The 20,617-nt window shown below is 39.8% G+C and carries 17 protein-coding genes and 1 pseudogene; 13 read left to right on the top strand and 5 right to left on the bottom strand.

Annotated elements, in window-relative coordinates; all coding sequences use genetic code 11:
• The 11 genes and pseudogenes from EHW89_RS03235 to ftsY all read left to right on the top strand — a co-directional run bounded on the left by EHW89_RS03235 (window position 1) and on the right by ftsY (window position 12,906).
• Window positions 1-1,314 carry a glycosyltransferase family 4 protein gene (locus EHW89_RS03235; RefSeq protein WP_126466669.1) on the top strand — a complete coding sequence of 438 codons (1,314 nt, stop codon included), beginning with the start codon at window positions 1-3 and terminating at the stop codon, window positions 1,312-1,314.
• Window positions 1,315-1,340: 26 nt separating this feature from the next.
• On the top strand, window positions 1,341-1,682 hold the full coding sequence (locus tag EHW89_RS03240; RefSeq protein WP_126466670.1) for a hypothetical protein: 342 nt from the start codon (window positions 1,341-1,343) through the stop codon (window positions 1,680-1,682).
• A gap of 291 nt (window positions 1,683-1,973) precedes the next feature.
• Window positions 1,974-2,675 (top strand): response regulator YycF, encoded by a 702-nt coding sequence (gene yycF / locus EHW89_RS03245; protein ID WP_003025150.1) that lies wholly within the window; start codon window positions 1,974-1,976, stop codon window positions 2,673-2,675.
• Window positions 2,668-4,020, top strand: coding sequence for a cell wall metabolism sensor histidine kinase VicK (gene vicK / locus EHW89_RS03250; protein WP_126466671.1), 1,353 nt, complete (start codon window positions 2,668-2,670; stop codon window positions 4,018-4,020). The genes yycF and vicK overlap by 8 nt, the downstream gene beginning before the upstream one ends.
• 1 nt (window position 4,021) lies before the next feature.
• Window positions 4,022-4,825: an MBL fold metallo-hydrolase gene (locus tag EHW89_RS03255; RefSeq protein ID WP_003025145.1), complete on the top strand. Its 804-nt coding sequence runs from the start codon at window positions 4,022-4,024 to the stop codon at window positions 4,823-4,825.
• Window positions 4,826-4,833: 8 nt separating this feature from the next.
• Window positions 4,834-5,193 (top strand): annotated as a pseudogene (locus EHW89_RS03260) (YbaN family protein).
• A gap of 382 nt (window positions 5,194-5,575) precedes the next feature.
• On the top strand, window positions 5,576-6,274 hold the full coding sequence (gene rnc / locus EHW89_RS03265) for a ribonuclease III (protein WP_126466672.1): 699 nt from the start codon (window positions 5,576-5,578) through the stop codon (window positions 6,272-6,274).
• Window positions 6,265-9,798 (top strand): chromosome segregation protein SMC, encoded by a 3,534-nt coding sequence (smc, locus tag EHW89_RS03270; protein WP_126466673.1) that lies wholly within the window; start codon window positions 6,265-6,267, stop codon window positions 9,796-9,798. Before rnc ends, smc begins: the two co-directional genes overlap by 10 nt.
• A gap of 1 nt (window position 9,799) precedes the next feature.
• Window positions 9,800-10,594 carry a Cof-type HAD-IIB family hydrolase gene (locus EHW89_RS03275; protein WP_003025135.1) on the top strand — a complete coding sequence of 265 codons (795 nt, stop codon included), beginning with the start codon at window positions 9,800-9,802 and terminating at the stop codon, window positions 10,592-10,594.
• Entirely contained in the window at window positions 10,594-11,406 is an 813-nt protein-coding gene (locus EHW89_RS03280) for a Cof-type HAD-IIB family hydrolase (RefSeq protein WP_126466674.1), read from the top strand. The genes EHW89_RS03275 and EHW89_RS03280 overlap by 1 nt, the downstream gene beginning before the upstream one ends.
• Before the next feature lie 12 nt (window positions 11,407-11,418).
• The gene (gene ftsY / locus EHW89_RS03285; protein WP_126466675.1) at window positions 11,419-12,906 is read left to right on the top strand and encodes a signal recognition particle-docking protein FtsY; all 1,488 of its coding nucleotides are present in this window, start codon (window positions 11,419-11,421) and stop codon (window positions 12,904-12,906) included.
• A gap of 52 nt (window positions 12,907-12,958) precedes the next feature.
• On the opposite strand, the gene zwf is transcribed toward ftsY, so the two are convergent.
• From zwf to EHW89_RS09395, 5 genes are all read right to left on the bottom strand, one after another.
• Window positions 12,959-14,446, bottom strand: coding sequence for a glucose-6-phosphate dehydrogenase (gene zwf / locus EHW89_RS03290; protein ID WP_126466676.1), 1,488 nt, complete (start codon window positions 14,444-14,446; stop codon window positions 12,959-12,961).
• A 47-nt stretch (window positions 14,447-14,493) separates the two neighbouring features.
• Window positions 14,494-15,858, bottom strand: coding sequence for an MFS transporter (locus tag EHW89_RS03295; protein ID WP_126466677.1), 1,365 nt, complete (start codon window positions 15,856-15,858; stop codon window positions 14,494-14,496).
• 114 nt (window positions 15,859-15,972) lie between these two features.
• Entirely contained in the window at window positions 15,973-16,788 is an 816-nt protein-coding gene (locus EHW89_RS03300; RefSeq protein WP_003032772.1) for a TIGR03943 family putative permease subunit, read from the bottom strand.
• Window positions 16,785-17,690 carry a permease gene (locus EHW89_RS03305; RefSeq protein WP_022526260.1) on the bottom strand — a complete coding sequence of 302 codons (906 nt, stop codon included), beginning with the start codon at window positions 17,688-17,690 and terminating at the stop codon, window positions 16,785-16,787. The genes EHW89_RS03300 and EHW89_RS03305 overlap by 4 nt, the downstream gene beginning before the upstream one ends.
• Window positions 17,687-17,827: an SPJ_0845 family protein gene (locus EHW89_RS09395; protein ID WP_003027644.1), complete on the bottom strand. Its 141-nt coding sequence runs from the start codon at window positions 17,825-17,827 to the stop codon at window positions 17,687-17,689. The genes EHW89_RS03305 and EHW89_RS09395 overlap by 4 nt, the downstream gene beginning before the upstream one ends.
• Before the next feature lie 120 nt (window positions 17,828-17,947).
• On the opposite strand from EHW89_RS09395, the gene EHW89_RS03315 reads away from it, so the two are divergent.
• Together EHW89_RS03315 and EHW89_RS03320 are read left to right on the top strand one after the other, a co-directional pair.
• Window positions 17,948-20,077, top strand: coding sequence for a Tex family protein (locus EHW89_RS03315; protein ID WP_037593751.1), 2,130 nt, complete (start codon window positions 17,948-17,950; stop codon window positions 20,075-20,077).
• Complete coding sequence (locus EHW89_RS03320) at window positions 20,064-20,513, top strand: SprT family protein (RefSeq protein WP_126466678.1); 450 nt, start codon at window positions 20,064-20,066, stop codon at window positions 20,511-20,513. The genes EHW89_RS03315 and EHW89_RS03320 overlap by 14 nt, the downstream gene beginning before the upstream one ends.
• The last annotated feature ends 104 nt before the right edge of the window (window positions 20,514-20,617 follow it).

A 20,617-nucleotide genomic window follows, 5' to 3' on the forward strand; every position in this document is an offset into this window, starting at 1 on the left:
ATGCGAATTGGTCTTTTTACGGATACCTATTTTCCTCAAGTTTCTGGAGTGGCAACGAGTATTCGTACTTTAAAAACAGAATTAGAAAAGCTTGGACATACTGTTTTTATTTTTACAACGACAGATAAGGATGTCAATCGTTATGAGGATTGGCAGATTATTCGAATTCCCAGCGTGCCGTTTTTTGCCTTTAAAGATCGGCGAATTGCTTATCGCGGTTTTTCAACGGCTTTAGAGATTGCTCGCCAATATCAATTGGATATTATCCACACCCAGACTGAATTTTCTTTGGGTCTGTTGGGTGTTTGGATTGCGAAAGAACTGCGGATTCCAGTTGTTCATACCTATCATACACAGTATGAGGATTATGTACGTTATATTGCTAAAGGCATGGTCATTCGTCCTAGCATGGTCAAATACATTGTTCGCGGTTTTATGAGTGATTTAGACGGTGTGATTTGTCCGAGCGAGATTGTTTATGACTTGCTCATGAAATACAAAGTAAAAGTAGAAAAACGTGTTATTCCGACTGGAATTGAGTTGGCCAAATTTGAACGTCCAGAAATTACTAGTGAGAATATTGCTGATTTACGGGAAAAATTAGGCATTTCAAATCAAGAAACTATGTTGCTTAGTTTATCACGTGTTTCGTATGAAAAAAATATTCAGGCAGTTTTAGCTGCTCTGCCGGCTGTTTTGGAAGAAAATCCAGATGTGAAATTAGTAGTGGCAGGAAATGGACCGTATTTATCTGACTTAAAAGCGCAAGCCAAACGGTTGAATATTACGGATGCAGTGATTTTCACAGGAATGATTGCACCCAGTGAGACAGCCTTGTATTATAAAGCAGCGGATTTCTTTATTTCCGCTTCAACGAGTGAGACGCAGGGCTTGACGTATTTAGAAAGCCTAGCTAGTGGCACTCCGATTATTGCGCACGGAAATCCTTATCTGGATAATGTTATCAATGATAAAATGTTTGGAACGCTTTATTATGAAGAACGTGATTTGGCGGGAGCCATTTTGGAAGCTGTTATTGCAACACCAGACTTGGATGAAAAGAGTCTTGCTACAAAATTATACGAAATCTCTGCTGAAAACTTCGGCCGTCGTGTCTATGAATTTTATTTGGATTTAACCATTTCAAAAGATTTCAACAATGATTTATATCCGGAGGAGTCTGTTAGTAAGCGATTAGCGAAATCTGTCATTTATCTTCCCAAAAAAGCGATTGCCCTTCCTGTAAATGGATCAGCGCGAATGTTTAAAGCATCTAAACGACAAATCAAAAATATACAGAAATACCTGAAATAAAATTCCAAAACTAGCGAGGTGGGAAAATGAAACGCGATATTCCTTTTTTAGCCGTACTACTCTTTTTCTATTTGTTATTTTATGGAATTGTTCAAATGATACCGATGGACGAATTGTTACGAAAGGGATTGGTGGTGAATAATATTTTGATATATTCACCGCTAGCAACATTCCTTGTGGGAGCTGTCTATGCTGGACTATATGGTTTTTCTTGCCGTTTTTTGCTTTTAGCAACGCTTATGTTCTTTGTGACGATTATGATCTTTGGTGAATGGATTTTACTGTATCATGTAGCCTATTTTATCTGTTTATTGTTGGGGACGCTGTTAGGTTATGGGATATTTCGCTGGAGAAAGACAAGTAAATAAACATTGAGCAGTTCAGAGCATTTGCTTCTTTAGGAAATTACTACAGTAGCAGTGAAAAGTTAAGACAAGTGTATTGCGTTTCATAGTTTTTCCTAAAAATTCAATGAATGGTCTAAGGCTTTTGTCCGGACTATTTTTTGATATGAAAAACTGTCTTTGCAGAGCAAATGTGTCATATTTTGAACATATTTGTTTTAAATTTGTAAAGTAAAGAAATGATGTGTTATGAGTTGAATTGGTAAATTTTAAGAAAAATTTGGTATAATAAAAAGATAGAAAAAGGTGAATAAAATGAAAAAAATATTAGTTGTAGATGATGAGAAGCCAATCTCAGATATTATAAAGTTTAACATGGTAAAAGAAGGTTATGAAGTAGTGACAGCCTTTGACGGTCGCGAAGCGTTAGAGATGTTTGAAGCAGAACGTCCAGATATTTTGATTTTGGACTTGATGTTGCCTGAAATGGACGGCTTAGAGGTGGCGCGAACGATTCGGAAAACGAGTAATGTGCCAATCATCGTTCTTTCTGCCAAAGACAGCGAATTTGACAAAGTTATTGGTCTTGAAATCGGTGCGGATGACTATATGACAAAGCCTTTCTCTAATCGTGAGTTGCAGGCGCGTGTCAAAGCCATTTTGCGGCGGACAGATTTGACAATTGAAAATCAAGAAGCAGAAGCTGCTCCGACAGAAATTGTGATTGGAGATTTGCAGATTTTGACCGATGCTTTTGTCGTGAAAAAGCATGGCGAAGAATTGGATTTAACACACCGTGAGTTTGAATTGCTCCACCATTTGGCAACGCATATCGGACAAGTGATGACGCGTGAACATCTGCTAGAAACGGTGTGGGGTTATGATTATTTTGGAGATGTGCGGACTGTTGATGTGACAATTCGTCGTTTGAGAGAAAAGATAGAGGATATTCCTAGCCGACCAGAGTACATTTTAACGCGGCGCGGCGTTGGATATTACATGAGAAACAATGATTAATAATATTAGACAATTTGTTGTATCAAAAGACTTTGTATTTGTTTTACTTATTTTAGGGTTCATCTTGGTGATTACCTTGCTTTCCTTGGAAAACAGGCGTGACAACGTTCGTATTCGCCAATTGAATCAAAAAGTAAAAGATTTAATTGCAGGCAATTACTCAGAAATTTTAGATGTACAAGGTGGTCCAGAAATTACGGATATTACCAATAGTATCAATGATTTATCTGAGGTAATCCGTCTAACGCATGAAAATTTAGAGCAAGAAACTAAGCGCCTGTCGAGTATTTTATCCTATATGACGGACGGTGTTCTTGCGACCAATCGTCGTGGGCAGATTATCATGATTAATGATATGGCGACCAAGCAGTTGGGGGTCAAAGAGTCTGAAGCACGAAAGATGAATATCTTAAAACTGTTGGATATCGAAGACGAATATGACTTACGAGACTTGATTACGAAAGTTCCAGAGTTGACCATTGATTCGCAGGATGAAAATGGAGAGTTTTTAAGTTTACGTGTCCGATTTGCCTTGATTCGGCGAGAATCAGGCTTTATTTCAGGGCTGGTTGCAGTGCTACACGATACAACGGAGCAGGAAAAAGAAGAGCGTGAGCGGAGACTGTTTGTTTCGAATGTCAGTCACGAATTACGTACTCCCTTGACCAGTGTCAAGTCTTATCTGGAAGCACTAGATGAAGGTGCCTTATCAGAACCAGTCGCACCGGATTTCATCAAGGTTTCATTAGACGAGACCAATCGGATGATGCGCATGGTTTCGGACTTGCTGAGTTTGTCACGTATTGACAATGCAACCAGTCATTTGGATATTGAATTGACGAATTTTACAGCTTTTATCACCTTTATTTTGAACCGTTTTGATAAAATCAGAAGCCAGAATGATGATAAAAAGTACGAAATTATTCGAGATTATCCGATTAACTCTATTTGGGTCGAAATTGATACAGATAAGATGACACAGGTGATTGATAATATTATCAACAATGCCATTAAATATTCTCCTGACGGTGGCAAGATTACGGTCAGTATGAAAACGACGGATACCCAAATGATTTTGTCGATTTCAGATGAAGGCTTAGGAATTCCTAAAAAAGATTTGCCGAAAATTTTTGATAGATTTTATCGTGTAGACAAAGCAAGAAGTCGCGCACAAGGTGGATCCGGACTGGGCTTAGCCATTGCCAAAGAGATTATCAAGCAGCATAACGGATTTATCTGGGCAAAGAGCGAGTATGGCAAAGGCTCGACGTTTACAATCGTTCTGCCATATGACAAAGAAGCTGTCAAAGATGATGATTGGGAAGAAGATGAATTAGAAGGATAGCATGAGCGAGAAAGGATTTAAGTATAGTATTTTAGCGTCGGGTTCTACCGGTAACTGTTTTTATTTAGAAACTCCAAAGAAGAGGTTGTTGATTGATGCGGGCTTGTCTGGGAAGAAAATTACTAGCTTATTGAGTGAAATTGATCGTAAACCAGAGGATTTGGATGCCATTTTGGTAACGCATGAGCATAAGGATCATATCCATGGTGTGGGCGTTTTGGCACGGAAATATCATTTAGACATTTATGCCAATCAAGAAACATGGAATGCTATGGAAGTAGCGCTTGGGAAGATTGATGTCAGTCAGAAGCACATTTTTGAAATGGGAAAAACCAAGACATTTGGTGATATTGACATTGAAAGTTTTGGGGTCAGTCATGATGCGGTTGCGCCGCAATTTTACCGATTGATGAAGGATGATAAGAGTTTTGTTCTACTGACGGATACTGGCTATGTTAGCGATCGTATGGCAGGGATTATTGAAAATGCGGACGGGTATTTGATTGAGTCTAACCATGATATTGAAATCCTTCGTAGCGGAGCTTATCCTTGGAGTCTGAAGCAACGGATTTTATCTGACCAAGGACATTTGTCGAATGATGACGGGGCAGAAACTATGATTCGTACGTTGGGTTATCGCACTAAGAAAATCTATCTAGGTCATCTTAGCAAAGAAAACAATACCAAAGAATTGGCTCATATCACAATGGTCAATCAATTGGCACAGGCTGATTTGGCGGTTGAGCATGATTTTCATATTTGTGATACATCTCCAGATACGGCGACACCTTTAACAAATATTTAGGAAAAAGAATGCGAATTTTTTACTTAATGATTGGTTTTATTTCAGTAGGATTAGTCCTTTTGGGAGTTGCTTTACCGCTATTGCCGACAACCCCCTTTTTGCTGTTGGGGATTGCATGCTTTTCACGCTCTTCCAAACGATTTGAAAAATGGCTATACCATACTAAGTTGTATCAAATCTATGTGGCGGACTTTCGCGAAACAGGTGCCATTGCTCGGGAGCGTAAAAGACAAATTTTTATTTCCATTTATATTCTAATGGGAATTTCTATCTTCTTTGCCCCTCTTATCTAGGTGAAGTTTGCTTTGGCTGCCTTAACCCTTTTTATGACGTATTATTTATTCAAAGTCATTCCAGATAAAGAATGAAAATTCATTTCATCTCTGGTGAACTTTTCCTATCAAATTCTTGGTATCGTTGGAGTATCAAGGATTTTTTTGATATAATAATAGAGAATTTGTTTTCATTTTATACTCTGTGAAGATCTCTTCAAACTTCGTCGGATTTCACAGTTCGGGTGACTGTGGGAGGTGGCAAAGAAGGAAAGCGAAACTTTTGCCAACCTTGCTGTACTCTTTGTTGCTGACTTCGTTGATTACACCTGCAACTTCAAAAGTTCAAGTAGAGTTTTTGCCTCACACGCAGCTTGCTTTCTAGTTCCAATTGTCTGGGAGACAATTGGAGGTGATTGTTAAATTTTGGATGTTCATTGAGTCTTAAAAGAAAAAGTTCTTCTTGAAAGGAGAAAAAATGAAAGATTTACATAAGGTTTTGAGTCAGCAGTTTGGAATCATCTTCCAAGATGAGAAGTTGTTGGAAACAGCTTTTACACACACTAGCTATGCCAATGAGCATCGCCTCTTAAACATTTCACACAATGAGCGCTTGGAATTTTTAGGAGACGCTGTTCTGCAATTATTGATTTCGGAATATCTGTATAAAAAATATCCGAAAAAACCAGAAGGGGACTTGTCAAAACTTCGCTCAACGATTGTACGTGAAGAAAGTTTGGCTGGTTTTAGTCGAGATTGTCAGTTTGATCAATTTATTAAATTGGGTCGTGGCGAAGAAAAATCAGGTGGGCGTAATCGGGATACCATTCTTGGAGATTTATTTGAAGCCTTTTTAGGAGCTTTGTTGCTAGATAAGGGAGTGGAAGCAGTCAAAAACTTCTTGTATCAAGTCATGATTCCAAAGGTAGAAGTTGGAGACTTTGAGCAGGTGATTGATTACAAGACCAAGCTACAAGAACTGCTCCAAGTCAATGGTGATGTCGAGATTGTCTATCAAGTCATCTCTGAGTCCGGTCCAGCTCATGCCAAAGAATTTGCTGTAGCGGTATCTGTTGATGGCAGAACGGTTGGACAAGGGCAAGGACGCTCGAAAAAATTAGCAGAGCAGGAAGCTGCTAAAAATGCATTTGAAAAGGAAAGTCATTCATGTATTTAAAAGAAATTGAAATTCAAGGTTTCAAATCTTTTGCAGATAAGACCAAGGTAATATTTGATCAGGGAGTGACAGCAGTCGTTGGACCAAATGGCTCAGGAAAGAGTAACATTACTGAAAGCCTGCGTTGGGCACTGGGAGAGTCCAGTGTTAAAAGTCTTCGTGGCGGGAAAATGCCAGATGTCATTTTTGCGGGGACTGAAACTCGCAAACCACTGAATTATGCTTCTGTTGTTGTCGTTTTGGACAATAAAGACCGTTTCATCCAGCAAGCTGCAGATGAGATTCGTGTGGAGCGTCATATTTATCGCAGTGGGGATAGCGAGTATAAAATAGACGGTAAAAAGGTACGTTTACGAGATATTCATGATTTGTTTATGGATACAGGGCTCGGACGAGATAGTTTTTCCATTATTTCCCAAGGAAAGGTGGAAGAAATTTTCAATAGCAAGCCAGAGGAGCGCCGTGCCATTTTTGAAGAAGCGGCTGGCGTACTGAAATACAAGACGCGGCGCAAGGAGACTGAAAGCAAGCTCAGCCAAACACAAGATAATCTAGATCGGCTGGAAGACATTATTTATGAGCTCGATAGTCAAGTGAAGCCTCTTGAAAAGCAGGCTACGACAGCTAAGCAGTTTTTGAAATTGGATGAAGAACGCCGTGCTCTTTATTTGGATGTATTGATTGCTCAAATAAAGGAAAATAAGACACAGCTGAATGATACTGAAGAACAGCTGACGGGGATTCAGCAAGCTTTGTCTGCTTATTACAGCAAACGTGACCAGCTAGAGCAAGAAAACGCTCTTCTGAAAGAAAAACGCCATGATTTGCAGAAACAAATGGCAGATGACCAAGCGAGTTTGCTTGAATTAACACGTCTCATCAGTGACTTAGAACGCCAAATCGAAGTTTCCAAATTAGAATCTAGTCAAGCTGCCAACAGTCGGAAGGAAAATGAAGAACGCCTGCAAGGATTGACAGAAAAATTAGAGGCGGTTCAAACAGAATGGCAGGGAAAAGATGAGCAGTTGACTGATTTTGCTGTAAAATTGGAACAAAATCAACAAGCGATTCATAAATTAGAAGCTGAAATTGAGGCATTTTCGGATGATCCTGACCAGATGATTGAAAAATTACGTACTGAATTTGTCCAATTGATGCAGGAAGAAGCGGACTTATCCAATGATTTAACTGCTTTAGAAAGTCGCTTAGCCAACGAATTACAATTATCTGAAAGCAAGCAAGCAGAATTTGCTAAGTTGAAAGAAAATTTAAAGAATCTTCAAATCAACGAGCAAAGTCAACTGGAAGATTTAGAAACAGCTCGGCAGTCGGTTCAGCAGTTACTGGCAGATTATCAGGCACAGCTAAAGCAAGTTCAAACTGTAAAAACGAATTATCAGCAGAACCAAACGGCAATGTTTGATTTAATGGATGATGTAAAAAATAAGAAGGCGCGTGTTGGTAGTTTAGAAGCTATTCTGAAAAATCACAGTCATTTCTATGCTGGGGTGAAAAGCGTTCTTCAAGAAGCAGAGCGCCTGGGCGGTATTATCGGTGCTGTTAGTGAAAAATTGAGCTTTGATTCGCATTACCAGACAGCACTTGAAATTGCACTTGGAGCAAGTAGCCAGCATATTATCGTAGAAGACGAACAAGCTGCGACACGAGCAATTGAATTTCTGAAACGCAATCGAACAGGACGGGCAACTTTTTTGCCACTGACAACGATTAAAGAGCGGCATTTACCAGATCATCATCGAGCAAGCATTGAAAAAAGCACTGGTTTTCTTGGTCTAGCTTCGTCTTTGGTGCGCTATGATAAGAGTTTAGAGCATATTTTCCAAAATTTGCTAGGTACAACAGCCATTTTTGATACGGTAGAAAATGCGCGAGCAGCTGCTCGCAAAGTTCGGTATCAAGTACGAATTGTCACGCTGGATGGAACAGAATTGCGGACAGGCGGTTCTTATGCAGGTGGCGCTAATCGAAATAACAATACGATTTTCATCAAGCCGGAGCTGGACGCTTTACAAAAGGAACTTTCTGAGAAGAATGTTACATTAGCCGAACAAGAAAGGCAAGTGGAGGATTTGCACACACAGCTAAGCCAAGCCAACAATCTGTTAGAAGAAATAAAAGCAAATGGTGAGGAAGCACGATTAGCAGAGCAAAAGGCTCAAATGGCTTATGAGCAAACGCATAAACAGGTTGAAAACTTATCCGAGCTCTTAGCGCTACAAGAAAGAGAGCTATCTCGTGAAGTTCTTCCTGATATGGCGGAGCAAAAAGAAAAGTTAGTCAATCGCCTTGCAGAAATTGAGCAAGAGAAATCCGAAACAGAAGCCGAGATTGAGCAGATTAAGTCGGATAAAGATGCTGTTCAAGCACGTTTAGACAAGCTAACAGCCCGCTTATCTGAGCTTCGTTTGGCTCGTACCGAGCTGACGGGGCATCAGCGTTACGTTCAGACGGATCTCACGCGTTTGTCCAATGAAAAATCTGAATTGGACAAAGAGATTTCAACTTTGCAATTTTTAATGGAGCAAAAGGAAGAGACCGCTTCAAAAGTGGATATTGCTGTTTTAGAAGAGCAATTAACACAGGCAGAGCAGGAAAAGACAGCTTTGAGTCAATCAAGCATTCGTCATCAGTTTGAGTTGGACGATTTGGAAGGTCAAACCGAAGACAATACGAGTCATTTGGAACAAGTGCGCCACCAAAATGAAGATTTAATTCGCAAACAAGCCAAAACAGAAGCTGAAAAAGATAAGGTTGCAGACGTCCTTCGTCGTCTTCTGACGAATTTGACAGATGATTATCAAATGTCTTTTGATGAAGCTAGCAAACAGGCTCACCCACTAGAAAATCTAGCTGTTTCTGAAACCAAGGTCAAGGACTTAGAAAAAGCTATTCGGGCACTGGGCCCAGTCAATCTTGATGCGGTAGAGCAATTTGAAGAAGTCAGTCAACGCCTCCATTTCCTCAATACTCAGAGAGATGACGTACTCTCTGCGAAAAATCTGCTTTTGGATACCATTGAAGAAATGAATGATGAAGTAAAAGAACGCTTCAAAACAACTTTTGAAGCAATTCGTGAGAGTTTCAAGGTGACTTTCAGACAGATGTTTGGCGGTGGTTCAGCTGATTTGATTTTGACCGAAGGTGATCTTCTGACCGCTGGGGTAGAAATCTCAGTACAACCACCTGGTAAGAAAATTCAGTCGCTCAATCTGATGAGCGGAGGAGAAAAAGCTCTGTCAGCTTTGGCATTACTCTTCTCCATTATCCGTGTCAAAACGATTCCATTTGTCATTTTGGATGAGGTGGAAGCTGCACTTGACGAAGCCAATGTCAAACGTTTCGGAGACTATCTCAATCGTTTTGATAAGGACAGCCAGTTTATTGTGGTGACCCATCGTAAGGGAACAATGTCTGCAGCGGATTCTATCTATGGAGTGACCATGCAAGAATCTGGTGTGTCAAAGATTGTTTCCGTTAAATTAAAAGATTTAGAAAGTATGTAAAATGAATATAAAATTAGTTGCAACAGATATGGATGGCACCTTTTTAGATGACAAAGGTCAGTTTGACATGGTTCGACTTAAGAACTTATTGCTTCGTTTTAAAGAAAAAAGTATCTATTTTGCAGTAGCCAGTGGACGTGGTTTGCTGTCATTAGAAAAGCTATTTGAGGACGTGCAAGATGAGATTATCTTCATTGCTGAGAATGGTAGTTTGGTAGAATTTCGTGGAAAAGATCTTTATGAAGCAACAATGTCTAAGGATTTTTATCTATCAGCTTTTGAGAAATTAAAAACATCTCCATATATCAATATCAATGAATTGCTTCTGACAGGGAAAAAAGGTTGTTATGTCTTGGAGACAGTTGATCCAGCTTATTTAGCTTTCAGCACTCATTATAATGAAAATATCCAAAAAGTTGCTCGCTTGGAGGATATTACAGATGAAATTTTCAAATTTACCACCAACTTTTCTGAAGAAACAGTTGCTGCTGGTGAAGCTTGGGTTAATCAACACGTTCCTGGTGTCAAAGCCATGACAACAGGCTATAAGTCAATTGATATTGTTCTAGACTATGTGGATAAAGGAGTTGCTATTGTTGAATTAGCGAAAAAGCTAAATCTTGAGATGGATCAGGTCATGACATTTGGAGATAATCTGAATGACCTACACATGATGCAAGTTTCTGGTTATCCCATTGCCCCTGAAAATGCTCGTCCAGAGATTTTGGAAGTAGCCAAAGAGGTCATCGGACACCATGCAGCGCATTCAGTCATGACTTATATGGAGGGCTTATAATGGCAGATATAAAATTGATTGCCTTGGATTTAGACGGAACTTTACTGACTTCTGAGAAAAACATTTCAGAGCGAAATTTGGCAGCTCTTAAGATGGCTCAAGAGCAGGGAATCAAGATTGTTTTGACGACCGGTCGCCCTCTAAAAGCAATGGAGCTTTTCTTAAACGAACTGGGCGTAGCCAATCAAGAGGACGAATACACCGTTACTTTTAATGGTGGTTTGGTGCAACGCAATACAGGTGAAATTCTTGATAAAACAGTTTTTGCCTATGACGATGTGGCTCGTATTTTTGAGGAAACAGAAAAGTTAGGCTTGCCACTAGATGCGATTTGCGAAGGAACTGTCTACCAAATCCAGTCAGACCATGAATCGCTTTACCAAACTTGCAATCCTGCTTTAACATTTGAGTCGGTTTCATTTGCAGACTTATCTAGCCAACAGACTTATAATAAATGTGTAACAGCTTATGCACCAGATCCGCTTGATCGTGGCATCGCTCAACTTTCGTCCGATTTATTTGACAAATATGAAATTTTTAAGTCGCGCGATATGCTGTTAGAATGGTCTCCGAAGAATGTCCATAAAGCAAATGGCTTAGAAAAATTGATTGCTTATTTAGGAATTGAACAAAGTCAAGTCATGACTTGCGGAGATGAAGCAAATGACCTGTCTATGATAAAATGGGCAGGACTTGGTGTAGCTATGCAAAATGCAGTAGCAGCAGTCAAAGAAGTCGCCAATGTAGTGACGCCGATGACGAATGACGAAGATGCTGTTGCTTGGGCTATAGAAAAATATGCACTAAAATAAAGGAGGAATTGAATGGGGTTATTTGATCGCCTTTTTGGTCGCCAAAAAGAAGAAAAAACAGTTGAAAATATTCCTGAAGAAGCTGTAGAAACAGTATCAGAGGATGACCAAGGAAAGAATCTAGAAAAAGTAGAAACAGCTCCTGTAGAGAATATACAATCTGAGAATCTAGATGAACAAACATTCCAAACAGAGCTGAAAGAACGCCTTGTTGAGGATGAAGCACGTCTTGAAACCATTCAAGAAAAAGTAGAAGAAATGGAGCCGAGGACGACTGATATAGTGGCAGATGTAGAGTCAGTTGAAAATGACTCGCAAGCTCCAGAAAATCATACATTGCAGAATGAAACGGTAACTTCACAACCTGACGAGACAGCAGCTTTTTCGCAACATACGACTCATCCAGCTGCCACAGATTTACAGGAACGTCTAGCAGAAGCTAGAAGACAGCAGGCAGAACAAGAAAATATGAGGCAGCTGAACGAAGCGAACGCATGGTCAAGCTCAGCAGAGTCAACTACGGTAGAGAAGACTATTAGCGAACCAATTGAAGCAAGTTCATTTATTCAAGAAGAAACGGTTCAGGAAAAGTATGACCGTAGTCTTAAGAAGACACGGACAGGTTTTGGAGCGCGGCTTAATGCTTTCTTTGCTAATTTTCGCTCGGTAGATGAGGAGTTTTTTGAAGAGTTAGAAGAACTCTTGATTACGAGTGACGTGGGAGTGCAAGTCGCTTCTAATCTAACAGAAGCCTTACGCCAAGAAGCTCGCCTTGAAAATGCCAAAAAGCCAGAGGCTCTTCGTCGGGTCATCATTGAAAAGTTAGTAGACATCTATGAGAAAGATGGCCAGTTTAACGAAAAAATCAATTTACAAGACGGTTTGACAGTCATGCTTTTTGTGGGTGTAAACGGAGTTGGGAAAACCACTTCGATTGGGAAATTGGCTTATAAATATAAGCTGGCTGGCAAGAAAGTCATGTTAGTTGCAGCTGATACTTTCCGTGCAGGAGCTGTTGCTCAGTTGGTGGAATGGGGACGTCGAGTAGATGTTCCGGTTGTGACAGGTCCAGAAAAGAGTGATCCAGCTAGCGTTGTTTATGACGGTATGGAGCGTGCAAAGGCTGAAAATGTGGATATTCTCATGATTGATACGGCCGGACGCTTGCAAAACAAAGATAACCTAATGGCAGAGTTGGAAAAAATTGGACGAATTATCAAACGGGTAGATCCTGCTGCACCACATGAAACTTTCTTGGCACTGGATGCATCAACTGGTCAAAACGCCCTTGTTCAAGCTAAGGAATTTTCAAAAATTACGCCAGTAACAGGAATTGTCTTGACGAAAATTGATGGAACAGCGCGTGGTGGTGTTGTTCTTGCAATCCGTCAAGAGCTGGATATTCCAGTTAAACTGATTGGATTCGGAGAAAAAATTGACGATATTGGAGTATTTAACTCTGAAAACTTTATGAAAGGGCTCTTAGAGGGCTTGGTATAAGAAAAAAGACTTGCAATTCATTCATTTTGCAAGTCTTTTGTATATATTTACTTTACCCCAATCGTCCTTCTTTGCGATAGGCTTCGTCTGGACGCCAATTCCAATCAGCTTCAAATTGATTGAGTAATTCAAAGCTGGCTTCGGGTCCCATAGTACCTGATTTGTAATAATGAAGGGGAACTTCGTTATTTGCCCATAAAGCTTCAATACGGTCAATCAATTCCCAACTAGAGCGAACTTCGTCCCAGTGGCTAAAATTGGTTGAGTCATTGTTTAGCACATCGTAGATGAGCTTCTCATAAGGTTCTGGTGACGCACCAGAAGCTGTTGCATCTGTACGATAATCAAGTGTCAATGGAGCTAAGTTAAATTGCTCGCCCACTTCTTTGCCATTCATACTAAGAGAAAATCCTTCAGTTGGTTGAATGTAAATCGTCAGCACATTTGGTTGAAGCGAGGAGCCGAAAATGGATTCCATTTGCTTGAAGACAATGTTGACATGGGTTCCCTTGGCAGTGAGACGTTTTCCAGTACGGAAGAAAAATGGCACCCCGCGAAATCGGTCACTATCTACAAAGAATGCACCAGAAGCAAAGGTTTCTGTGGTAGATTCTGGGTCAACATTTGGTTCGCTGCGATAGGAAATATACTTTTTCCCGTCTACTTTACCAGAAGTATATTGACCACGAATGAAGAGTTTTTTCAGATCATTATCAGTAGGTTTATGCAAGTGCTTGAAAACCTTAATTTTTTCAGCACGAATATCATCTTTGGTAAAAGTTTTGGGTTTGTCCATAGCAAGCAAAGACAGGAGTTGAAGTGTGTGATTTTGCACCATATCGCGCAGTGCACCTGAATGGTCGTAATAACCGCCTCGTTCCTCCACACCTAACTTTTCAGCAAAGGTAATCTGCACATTGTCAATATAATCGCAATTCCAGACATTTTCAAAAAGAAGATTGGCAAAGCGAATAGCAAAAATACTTTGAATCATTTCTTTGCCGAGATAATGGTCAATCCGGAAAATCTGCTCTTCGTCAAATGTTGCCAACAAATCATTGTTCAGTTTGCTAGCAGAAGCTAGGTCTGTGCCAAAAGGTTTTTCTACAATTAAGCGTTCAAATCCCTTCCCGTCCACAATTTGTTCTGATTTGAGGTGTTTAGCAATCGTCCCAAAAAACTGAGGAGCCATAGATAGGAAGAAAAGTTTATTGTGTTCTGCTTGATAGTGCTCATTGAGATGATTTTGTAGTTTTCTCAATTCAATATAATGCTCGGTATCTTGGACATCGTGACTTTGGTAATAGAAATGGCTAGCAAATTCTTGCGCTTGCTCAGGGCTATCAGCGAGATCTGTGATAGACTCGACCACGACAGATTCAAAATATTCCTTGCTCCAAGGTCGGCGAGCTGTACCGATAACGGCAAAATGCTTAGACAGATTGCCAGATTTATACAATCTAAAAAGAGAAGGATAGAGTTTTCTTTTTGCCAAATCTCCACTGGCACCAAAAATTGTAATAATCACTTTTGAAGACATTTTGAACACCTGTTTTCTAATATTTTATTTATTTTATCATAAATTGATTAAAATTTCCGAGTTTTGATAGCTCGAAATAAAGAGTAAAAGAGATAAAAAATAAGGATAACAAGGAAGAAAAGGAGTAGAAAGACAAGATGCACACCGGTCGTTGTATTAGGAGATTGATTAACGATTATAGCAGCGATAGCTGTTCCCAAAGCACCGGCAAATGTTTGAGCCATTTGAAAGAGAGCAGTGGCGTCTGGTGACTTTTCACGACTAATTTGTGAAACAGACAAAGCCATCGTGTTGTTGAACGCCATATTGCGCCCAATCGTGAAGAAAATATAAAAAAGGATGATGAGCGGTAATGTTAAGGTTTTTGTAAAAAATGCAAAAATAGAAACAGCTAAGAAAAAGAGGAGGTTCCCACCATATAGAGAAAGTTTAGGTCCCTTGGTATCATATAATTTTCCCAAGAAAGGTGCCGAAAAAGCTCCTAACATTGTTCCAGGTAGCAGTGCAAAACCAGCGGCAGAAGTAGCCTCGTGTTTTACTAAAACTAAGAAATTAGGAATCAGAAAATTGGCTGATAAATTTGAAAATTGGTAGAGAAAGAAAGGAATAATTCCTAGTAAAATAACTGGATTTTTCAAAATACGAATATCTAAAAAAGGATGCTCTACCGTTAAACTTCGCCAAACGAAAAGGACAAGTGATAATAAAAAGATGATGACAAAAGTCCAATTAAAGCTACCTTCTTCTAAGCTAGAAATCATCATGATAGAAAAAGTCAGTGAAAGTGTAAGAAGCAAGAAAGAAATCCACTCAAAAGGACGTTTTTGTTTATTGGGGGTATTTTCTAAAAATAAAAATCCTAATATGAAGGAGATAATCGGAATTGGCATGATGAATGTGTAAATCATATGCCAATCAAACAAACTAATCATAAAGCCGCCATAAGTGGGACCAATCGCAGGAGCTAGGCTTATAACGAGTCCAGACAGTCCCATGTAAAAACCGATTTGGCTGCGTGGGATTCGTTCCACGATAAGGTTAAACATGAGAGGGGTAGCAATTCCTGTGGCTGCTCCTTGCAAAATGCGTCCTAACATAAGTAGGGCAAAATTGGGGGCAATCATCGCAACGCCATTACCCAGCGTAAACATAGCTAGACTGGTGAATAGAATTTTACGCTCAGACCAATTGTGTGCTAGAGTGGCTCCAAGTGTAATCGTGATAGCGACAGCTAGCAGATAACCTGTTGTAATCCATTGCAATGTGCCAAGGTCTGTATGAAAAACTTTCATAAGGTGCGGAAAGGTGACATTCATACTGGTTTCAGATAGAATTCCAGCAAAAGCAATGAGTGCTGTAGCGAGAATAGAGAGCAAGGTTTTCCTTGAAACGGGTTGGTTTTGATGTGACATAATACCTCCTAAAAATATAAATTTCTCTTATTTTATCATAATTACTTATAAAAGAGCATAATAGGAGACCTAGAGAAATACTTCTCAGGTCTTCTTTTGCTTATTTAATGTGGTTTAAAATACGCGGTAAACATAAGGATTGCTAGGTTTTTCAACTTTCTTGAAACTATCCACTTCAAGCGTTGGCAAGCTTTGTCCTAGTTGCTTATGGTAGCGAATAGTGATTTTTCCACTCGCTCTTATCCAAGTATTATTGTCAAAATGCTCTGTATTACCAGTTGTCAGAAGTCCATAAACCCCTGAATCTGCGATACAGTGGATAATACCGAAACGGAAAAGAAACTGGCTGTTTTTATCACTTGGGTCGTTGTAGACAAAGCCAGTAAATTCTAACCGTTTCCCTGCAAATTCATCTGGATAATCATAGAGGACTTCCATGACTTCCATATAATTTTCCGTCGTAACGGAGATGACATCTTTTTTCAGATATTTTTTTGCAGCTGCCCGCATTTCCTTCTCGTAAGCACTTTTAGTAAAATAGGTACTGGTATCAGGCTTCAGGTATTGATTGGTAGTACCTTCATCAGCCTGAATGCTCTTTGAACTACCATCAGCTAGAGGAAAATGGTAGCCCTTAGCAGAAACGGTTGTAGAGTCCAAATTGACCGTTGGAAAGAAGAGAGCAACGATAAGTGGTACAACAAGAAAAGCAATGCTAGCAAATTTTGCTGAGCGGCTCGTCAAATGGCTGTGTACTTTCATTTTTTTCATCCAGACGATGAGCTGCACAATAGCTAGCACAAAAGAAAGTATCATGGAAATATATGCCAAATAAGAAAAATGCATGTTAATGTATTGATTGAGCTTGCCAGAAAGTTGCAAATACATGGTGATTTCAAAGTAACCAGCTAAAATTAGAAAACGAATCATAGCACCACCCCCACAAGCCAAGAGTAAATGACAACAACTAAACTAACAATTCCAATGAATTGCCAGATGAATCGTCCTTTGAGGTAATTTTTCATCATGAGGATATTTTTCACATCTAGCATTGGTCCAATGACGAGAAAAGCCAGAACTGGCGCTAAACCAAAGCTAGAAATGAGCGAACTGCCGATAAAGGCATCTGCTTCACTGCAAAGTGAGAGAAGAAATGCAAGCAGCATCAATAGCAAAATAGCCATAAGCGGTGTTGCACTAATGGAAGTCAGGATGCGTGTAGGCACATAGACTTGGACAATACTGGCAAAGAGACAACCAAAGACTAAGTAACGACCTGTATCAAAAAATTCGTCAATAGACTGCACAAACACTTGAAATACTTTCTTTGGCTGACTTAAATGGGAGAAGTCGTGTTCATGCTGAATGACTCGATTCTCTTTTTGAATAGTTGCTGTGTTGAGAAAGCCAAAGAAAATTCCTAGAACAATTGCTACAACAATAGAGCCAAGAGCTCTGAGCAAAGCCATTTTAAAGGAATTCCCAAAGGCAGAATAGGTCGCAAAAAGAACAATGGGATTGATAACCGGCGCTGTCACCATAAAAGGTACAGCTGTGTAACTCGGTACTTTCTTTTCCAAAAAGCGATTGATAATAGGGACAATTCCACATTCGCAAGAAGGGAAAATGAAGCCAATAAAAGTACCAAAGAAAATTCGACACCATTTATTTTTAGGCAGATAGCGATAAACTTTGTCTGGTGTAATATAAACCTCTATAAAACCTGAAATAATACTCCCAATTAGCACAAAAGGTAGCGCTTCAATAATAATGGAGAGGAAAATCGCACCAGCTTGCAGTACACTAGGTGGAAGTTGATGAAAAAAATTCATGACTTTTTAGCCTTTTGCTCTTTTTTGGTCTTTTTTTCTTTTTCATCAGGAAATTCTACCTTTTCGATTTTAGGTAACGTTGCAAATTCTTCAAACATTTTGTCCAAATCATCTGAACGTGTAAATTTAATAGCCATAACAGCCTCCTTTTCCTTTTTAACTATTATACTATCATTTTGAAAATTATGGTGAAATAAAGTCAGCAGAATAGGAATTAGCTTGTGAAAGAAGGAGATGAATGTGGTATAATGTTCTTTATGGAAACAAATATTATCGAACTATCGCAAAGTTTAAAGATTAGTCAGAAGCAAATTGAAAAAGTATTGGAACTGACAGCAGAGGGCAATACGATTCCGTTTATCGCTCGTTATCGGAAAGAAATGACAGGTAATTTGGATGAGGTAGAGATTAAGGCTATTCTTGATTTGGATAAAAGTCTGACGAACCTCAGAGAGCGTAAGGCAACGGTGCTGGCAAAGATTGAGGAACAAGGAAAGCTGACGGACAAATTGCGTGCGGCTATTGAAGCAGCTGAAAAGTTGGCTGATGTGGAGGAACTCTATCTTCCTTACAAAGAAAAGCGTCGGACAAAAGCTACGATTGCACGTGAAGCAGGACTTTTTCCTTTGGCACGACTCATATTACAAAATGCTGCCACTCTTCAAGAGGAAGCAACTGCCTTAACTAACGAAACATTTCCGACGGCAGAAGCGGCTCTAGCTGGAGCTGTAGATATTTTAGTGGAAGCCATTTCGGAGGATGTACAGCTGCGTGCTTGGACTTATCATGAAATGCTGACAAATTCAAGCATTGTTTCAACTTTAAAAGATCAAGATTTGGACGAAAAGCAAGTGTTTCAAATCTATTATGACTTTTCCGAAAAAATCGCGGATATGCAGGGGTATCGCACCTTAGCACTGAATCGTGGTGAAAAGCTAGGTGTTCTCAAAGTTAGTTTTGAGAACAATGTAGATAAGATTATCCGCTTCTTTGAAGTGCGCTTTAAGGTCAAAAATGACTACATTCATGAAGCAATCCAGCAAGCTGTGAAAAAGAAAATCATTCCAGCTATGGAACGTCGGATTAGGGCAGAATTGACCGAAACTGCAGAAGACGGAGCGATTCAGCTTTTTTCAGATAATCTGCGAAATCTGCTCTTGATTGCGCCACTCAAAGGACGCGTGGTACTAGGATTTGACCCAGCTTTTCGGACAGGAGCAAAATTAGCAGTCGTAGATGCAACTGGAAAAATGCTGACAACTCAGGTTATCTATCCTGTTCCACCGGCAAAAGCAGCGCAAATTGAGGCTTCTAAGCAAGATTTGTCAGACTTGATTGACCAATTTGGTGTTGAAATCATTGCTATTGGGAATGGAACAGCTAGTCGTGAAAGTGAAGCATTTGTCGCTGAAGTATTGAAAACTCATCCAAACGTCAGCTATGTTATTGTCAATGAAAGCGGTGCGTCTGTTTATTCTGCTAGCGAATTGGCGCGGCATGAGTTCCCTGATTTGACCATTGAGAAACGTTCGGCTATCTCTATCGCACGTCGACTGCAAGACCCTCTTGCAGAGCTAGTTAAAATTGACCCAAAATCAATCGGTGTCGGTCAATACCAACATGATGTGAGCCAGAAGAAATTATCTGAAAGCTTGGATTTTGTCGTAGATACCGTTGTTAACCAAGTCGGCGTTAATATCAATACCGCAAGCCCATCTCTTCTATCGCATGTGGCAGGGTTAAACAAAACGATTTCTGAAAATATTGTCAAATATCGTGAAGAAGAAGGCGTGATTCGCTCGCGTGAGGAGATTAAAAAAGTTCCTCGTCTAGGTGCTAAAGCATTTGAACAGGCGGCAGGGTTCTTACGGATTCCCGAAAGTGATAATGTTTTGGATAATACAGGTGTTCACCCAGAGAGTTATCCAGCTGTTGAGAAATTGTTCCAAACGCTTGCAATTACGGACTTAGATCAAGCCGCTCAAGAAAAATTGCAGTCTTTAGATGTCAAAAAAGTTGCTGCAGATTTGAACTTGGGAGAAGTTACCCTCAAGGATATCATTGCAGACTTGCTCAAGCCAGGACGTGATATGCGTGATTCATTTGATGCACCAGTTCTGCGTCAAGATGTCCTTGATATAAAGGACTTACAAATTGGGCAAAAGTTAGAAGGCGTTGTCCGCAATGTTGTTGATTTTGGTGCTTTTGTCGATATTGGCATTCACGAAGATGGCTTGATTCACATTTCTAAGCTCAGCAACAGCTATGTCAAACATCCAAGCCAAGTAGTTTCTGTTGGTGATTTGGTAACCGTGTGGGTGGATAAGCTGGATATAGAAAGAGAAAAGGTCAATCTTTCCTTGGTGGCACCGCGTGAATCTAACTAACTATGTCAGACAAGTCTCTTTGGAAGATTTTGGCAAGGAATTTCATCATGAAGCTGATTGGAACAAGCGTCTCCGCTCAACGGGCGGACGCTTTTTTCCAAAAGACGGTCATCTCGATTTTAACCCTAAAATCTATGAACAGTTTGGCTTAGAAACCTTCCGAAAAATTGTTCGTCATGAACTTTGTCACTATCATCTTTATTTTGAAAAGAAAGGCTATCGACATAAGGATCGAGATTTTAAGCAATTATTAAAAACTGTGAACGGTTTGCGCTACGCACCAACTTTATCAAGCCAATCAACTTCAAAAATGCTTGTTTATCAATGCTTGCATTGTCGTGCACAATATCATAGAAAAAGACGAATCAATACTGAGCGGTATTGCTGCGGACGTTGTCAAGGGAAACTCATTTTTATCAGACAGTTGCAGTCTTAATGACTATTTTCGCGAAACAATCAGAAATCCGCCTAGGGACGGATGGCATGATGACTGAAATGTGCTACACTAGATTTAGTATCAATGAAAGAGGCTAAATGATT

The sequence above is a fragment of the Streptococcus periodonticum genome, assembly GCF_003963555.1.
Taxonomy (GTDB): Bacteria; Bacillota; Bacilli; order Lactobacillales; family Streptococcaceae; genus Streptococcus; species Streptococcus anginosus.

Bases quoted from the DNA above. Each gene is read 5' to 3' on its own strand.
- EHW89_RS03295 (WP_126466677.1), bottom strand. From the start codon at position 15,858: ATGTCACATCAAAACCAACCCGTTTCAAGGAAAACCTTGCTCTCTATT.
- vicK (WP_126466671.1), top strand. From the start codon at position 2,668: ATGATTAATAATATTAGACAATTTGTTGTATCAAAAGACTTTGTATTT.
- EHW89_RS03255 (WP_003025145.1), top strand. From the start codon at position 4,022: ATGAGCGAGAAAGGATTTAAGTATAGTATTTTAGCGTCGGGTTCTACC.
- EHW89_RS09395 (WP_003027644.1), bottom strand. From the start codon at position 17,827: ATGGCTATTAAATTTACACGTTCAGATGATTTGGACAAAATGTTTGAA.
- ftsY (WP_126466675.1), top strand. From the start codon at position 11,419: ATGGGGTTATTTGATCGCCTTTTTGGTCGCCAAAAAGAAGAAAAAACA.
- EHW89_RS03240 (WP_126466670.1), top strand. From the start codon at position 1,341: ATGAAACGCGATATTCCTTTTTTAGCCGTACTACTCTTTTTCTATTTG.
- EHW89_RS03315 (WP_037593751.1), top strand. From the start codon at position 17,948: ATGGAAACAAATATTATCGAACTATCGCAAAGTTTAAAGATTAGTCAG.
- EHW89_RS03300 (WP_003032772.1), bottom strand. From the start codon at position 16,788: ATGATTCGTTTTCTAATTTTAGCTGGTTACTTTGAAATCACCATGTAT.
- EHW89_RS03275 (WP_003025135.1), top strand. From the start codon at position 9,800: ATGAATATAAAATTAGTTGCAACAGATATGGATGGCACCTTTTTAGAT.
- smc (WP_126466673.1), top strand. From the start codon at position 6,265: ATGTATTTAAAAGAAATTGAAATTCAAGGTTTCAAATCTTTTGCAGAT.
- rnc (WP_126466672.1), top strand. From the start codon at position 5,576: ATGAAAGATTTACATAAGGTTTTGAGTCAGCAGTTTGGAATCATCTTC.
- zwf (WP_126466676.1), bottom strand. From the start codon at position 14,446: ATGTCTTCAAAAGTGATTATTACAATTTTTGGTGCCAGTGGAGATTTG.
- EHW89_RS03280 (WP_126466674.1), top strand. From the start codon at position 10,594: ATGGCAGATATAAAATTGATTGCCTTGGATTTAGACGGAACTTTACTG.
- EHW89_RS03235 (WP_126466669.1), top strand. From the start codon at position 1: ATGCGAATTGGTCTTTTTACGGATACCTATTTTCCTCAAGTTTCTGGA.
- EHW89_RS03305 (WP_022526260.1), bottom strand. From the start codon at position 17,690: ATGAATTTTTTTCATCAACTTCCACCTAGTGTACTGCAAGCTGGTGCG.
- yycF (WP_003025150.1), top strand. From the start codon at position 1,974: ATGAAAAAAATATTAGTTGTAGATGATGAGAAGCCAATCTCAGATATT.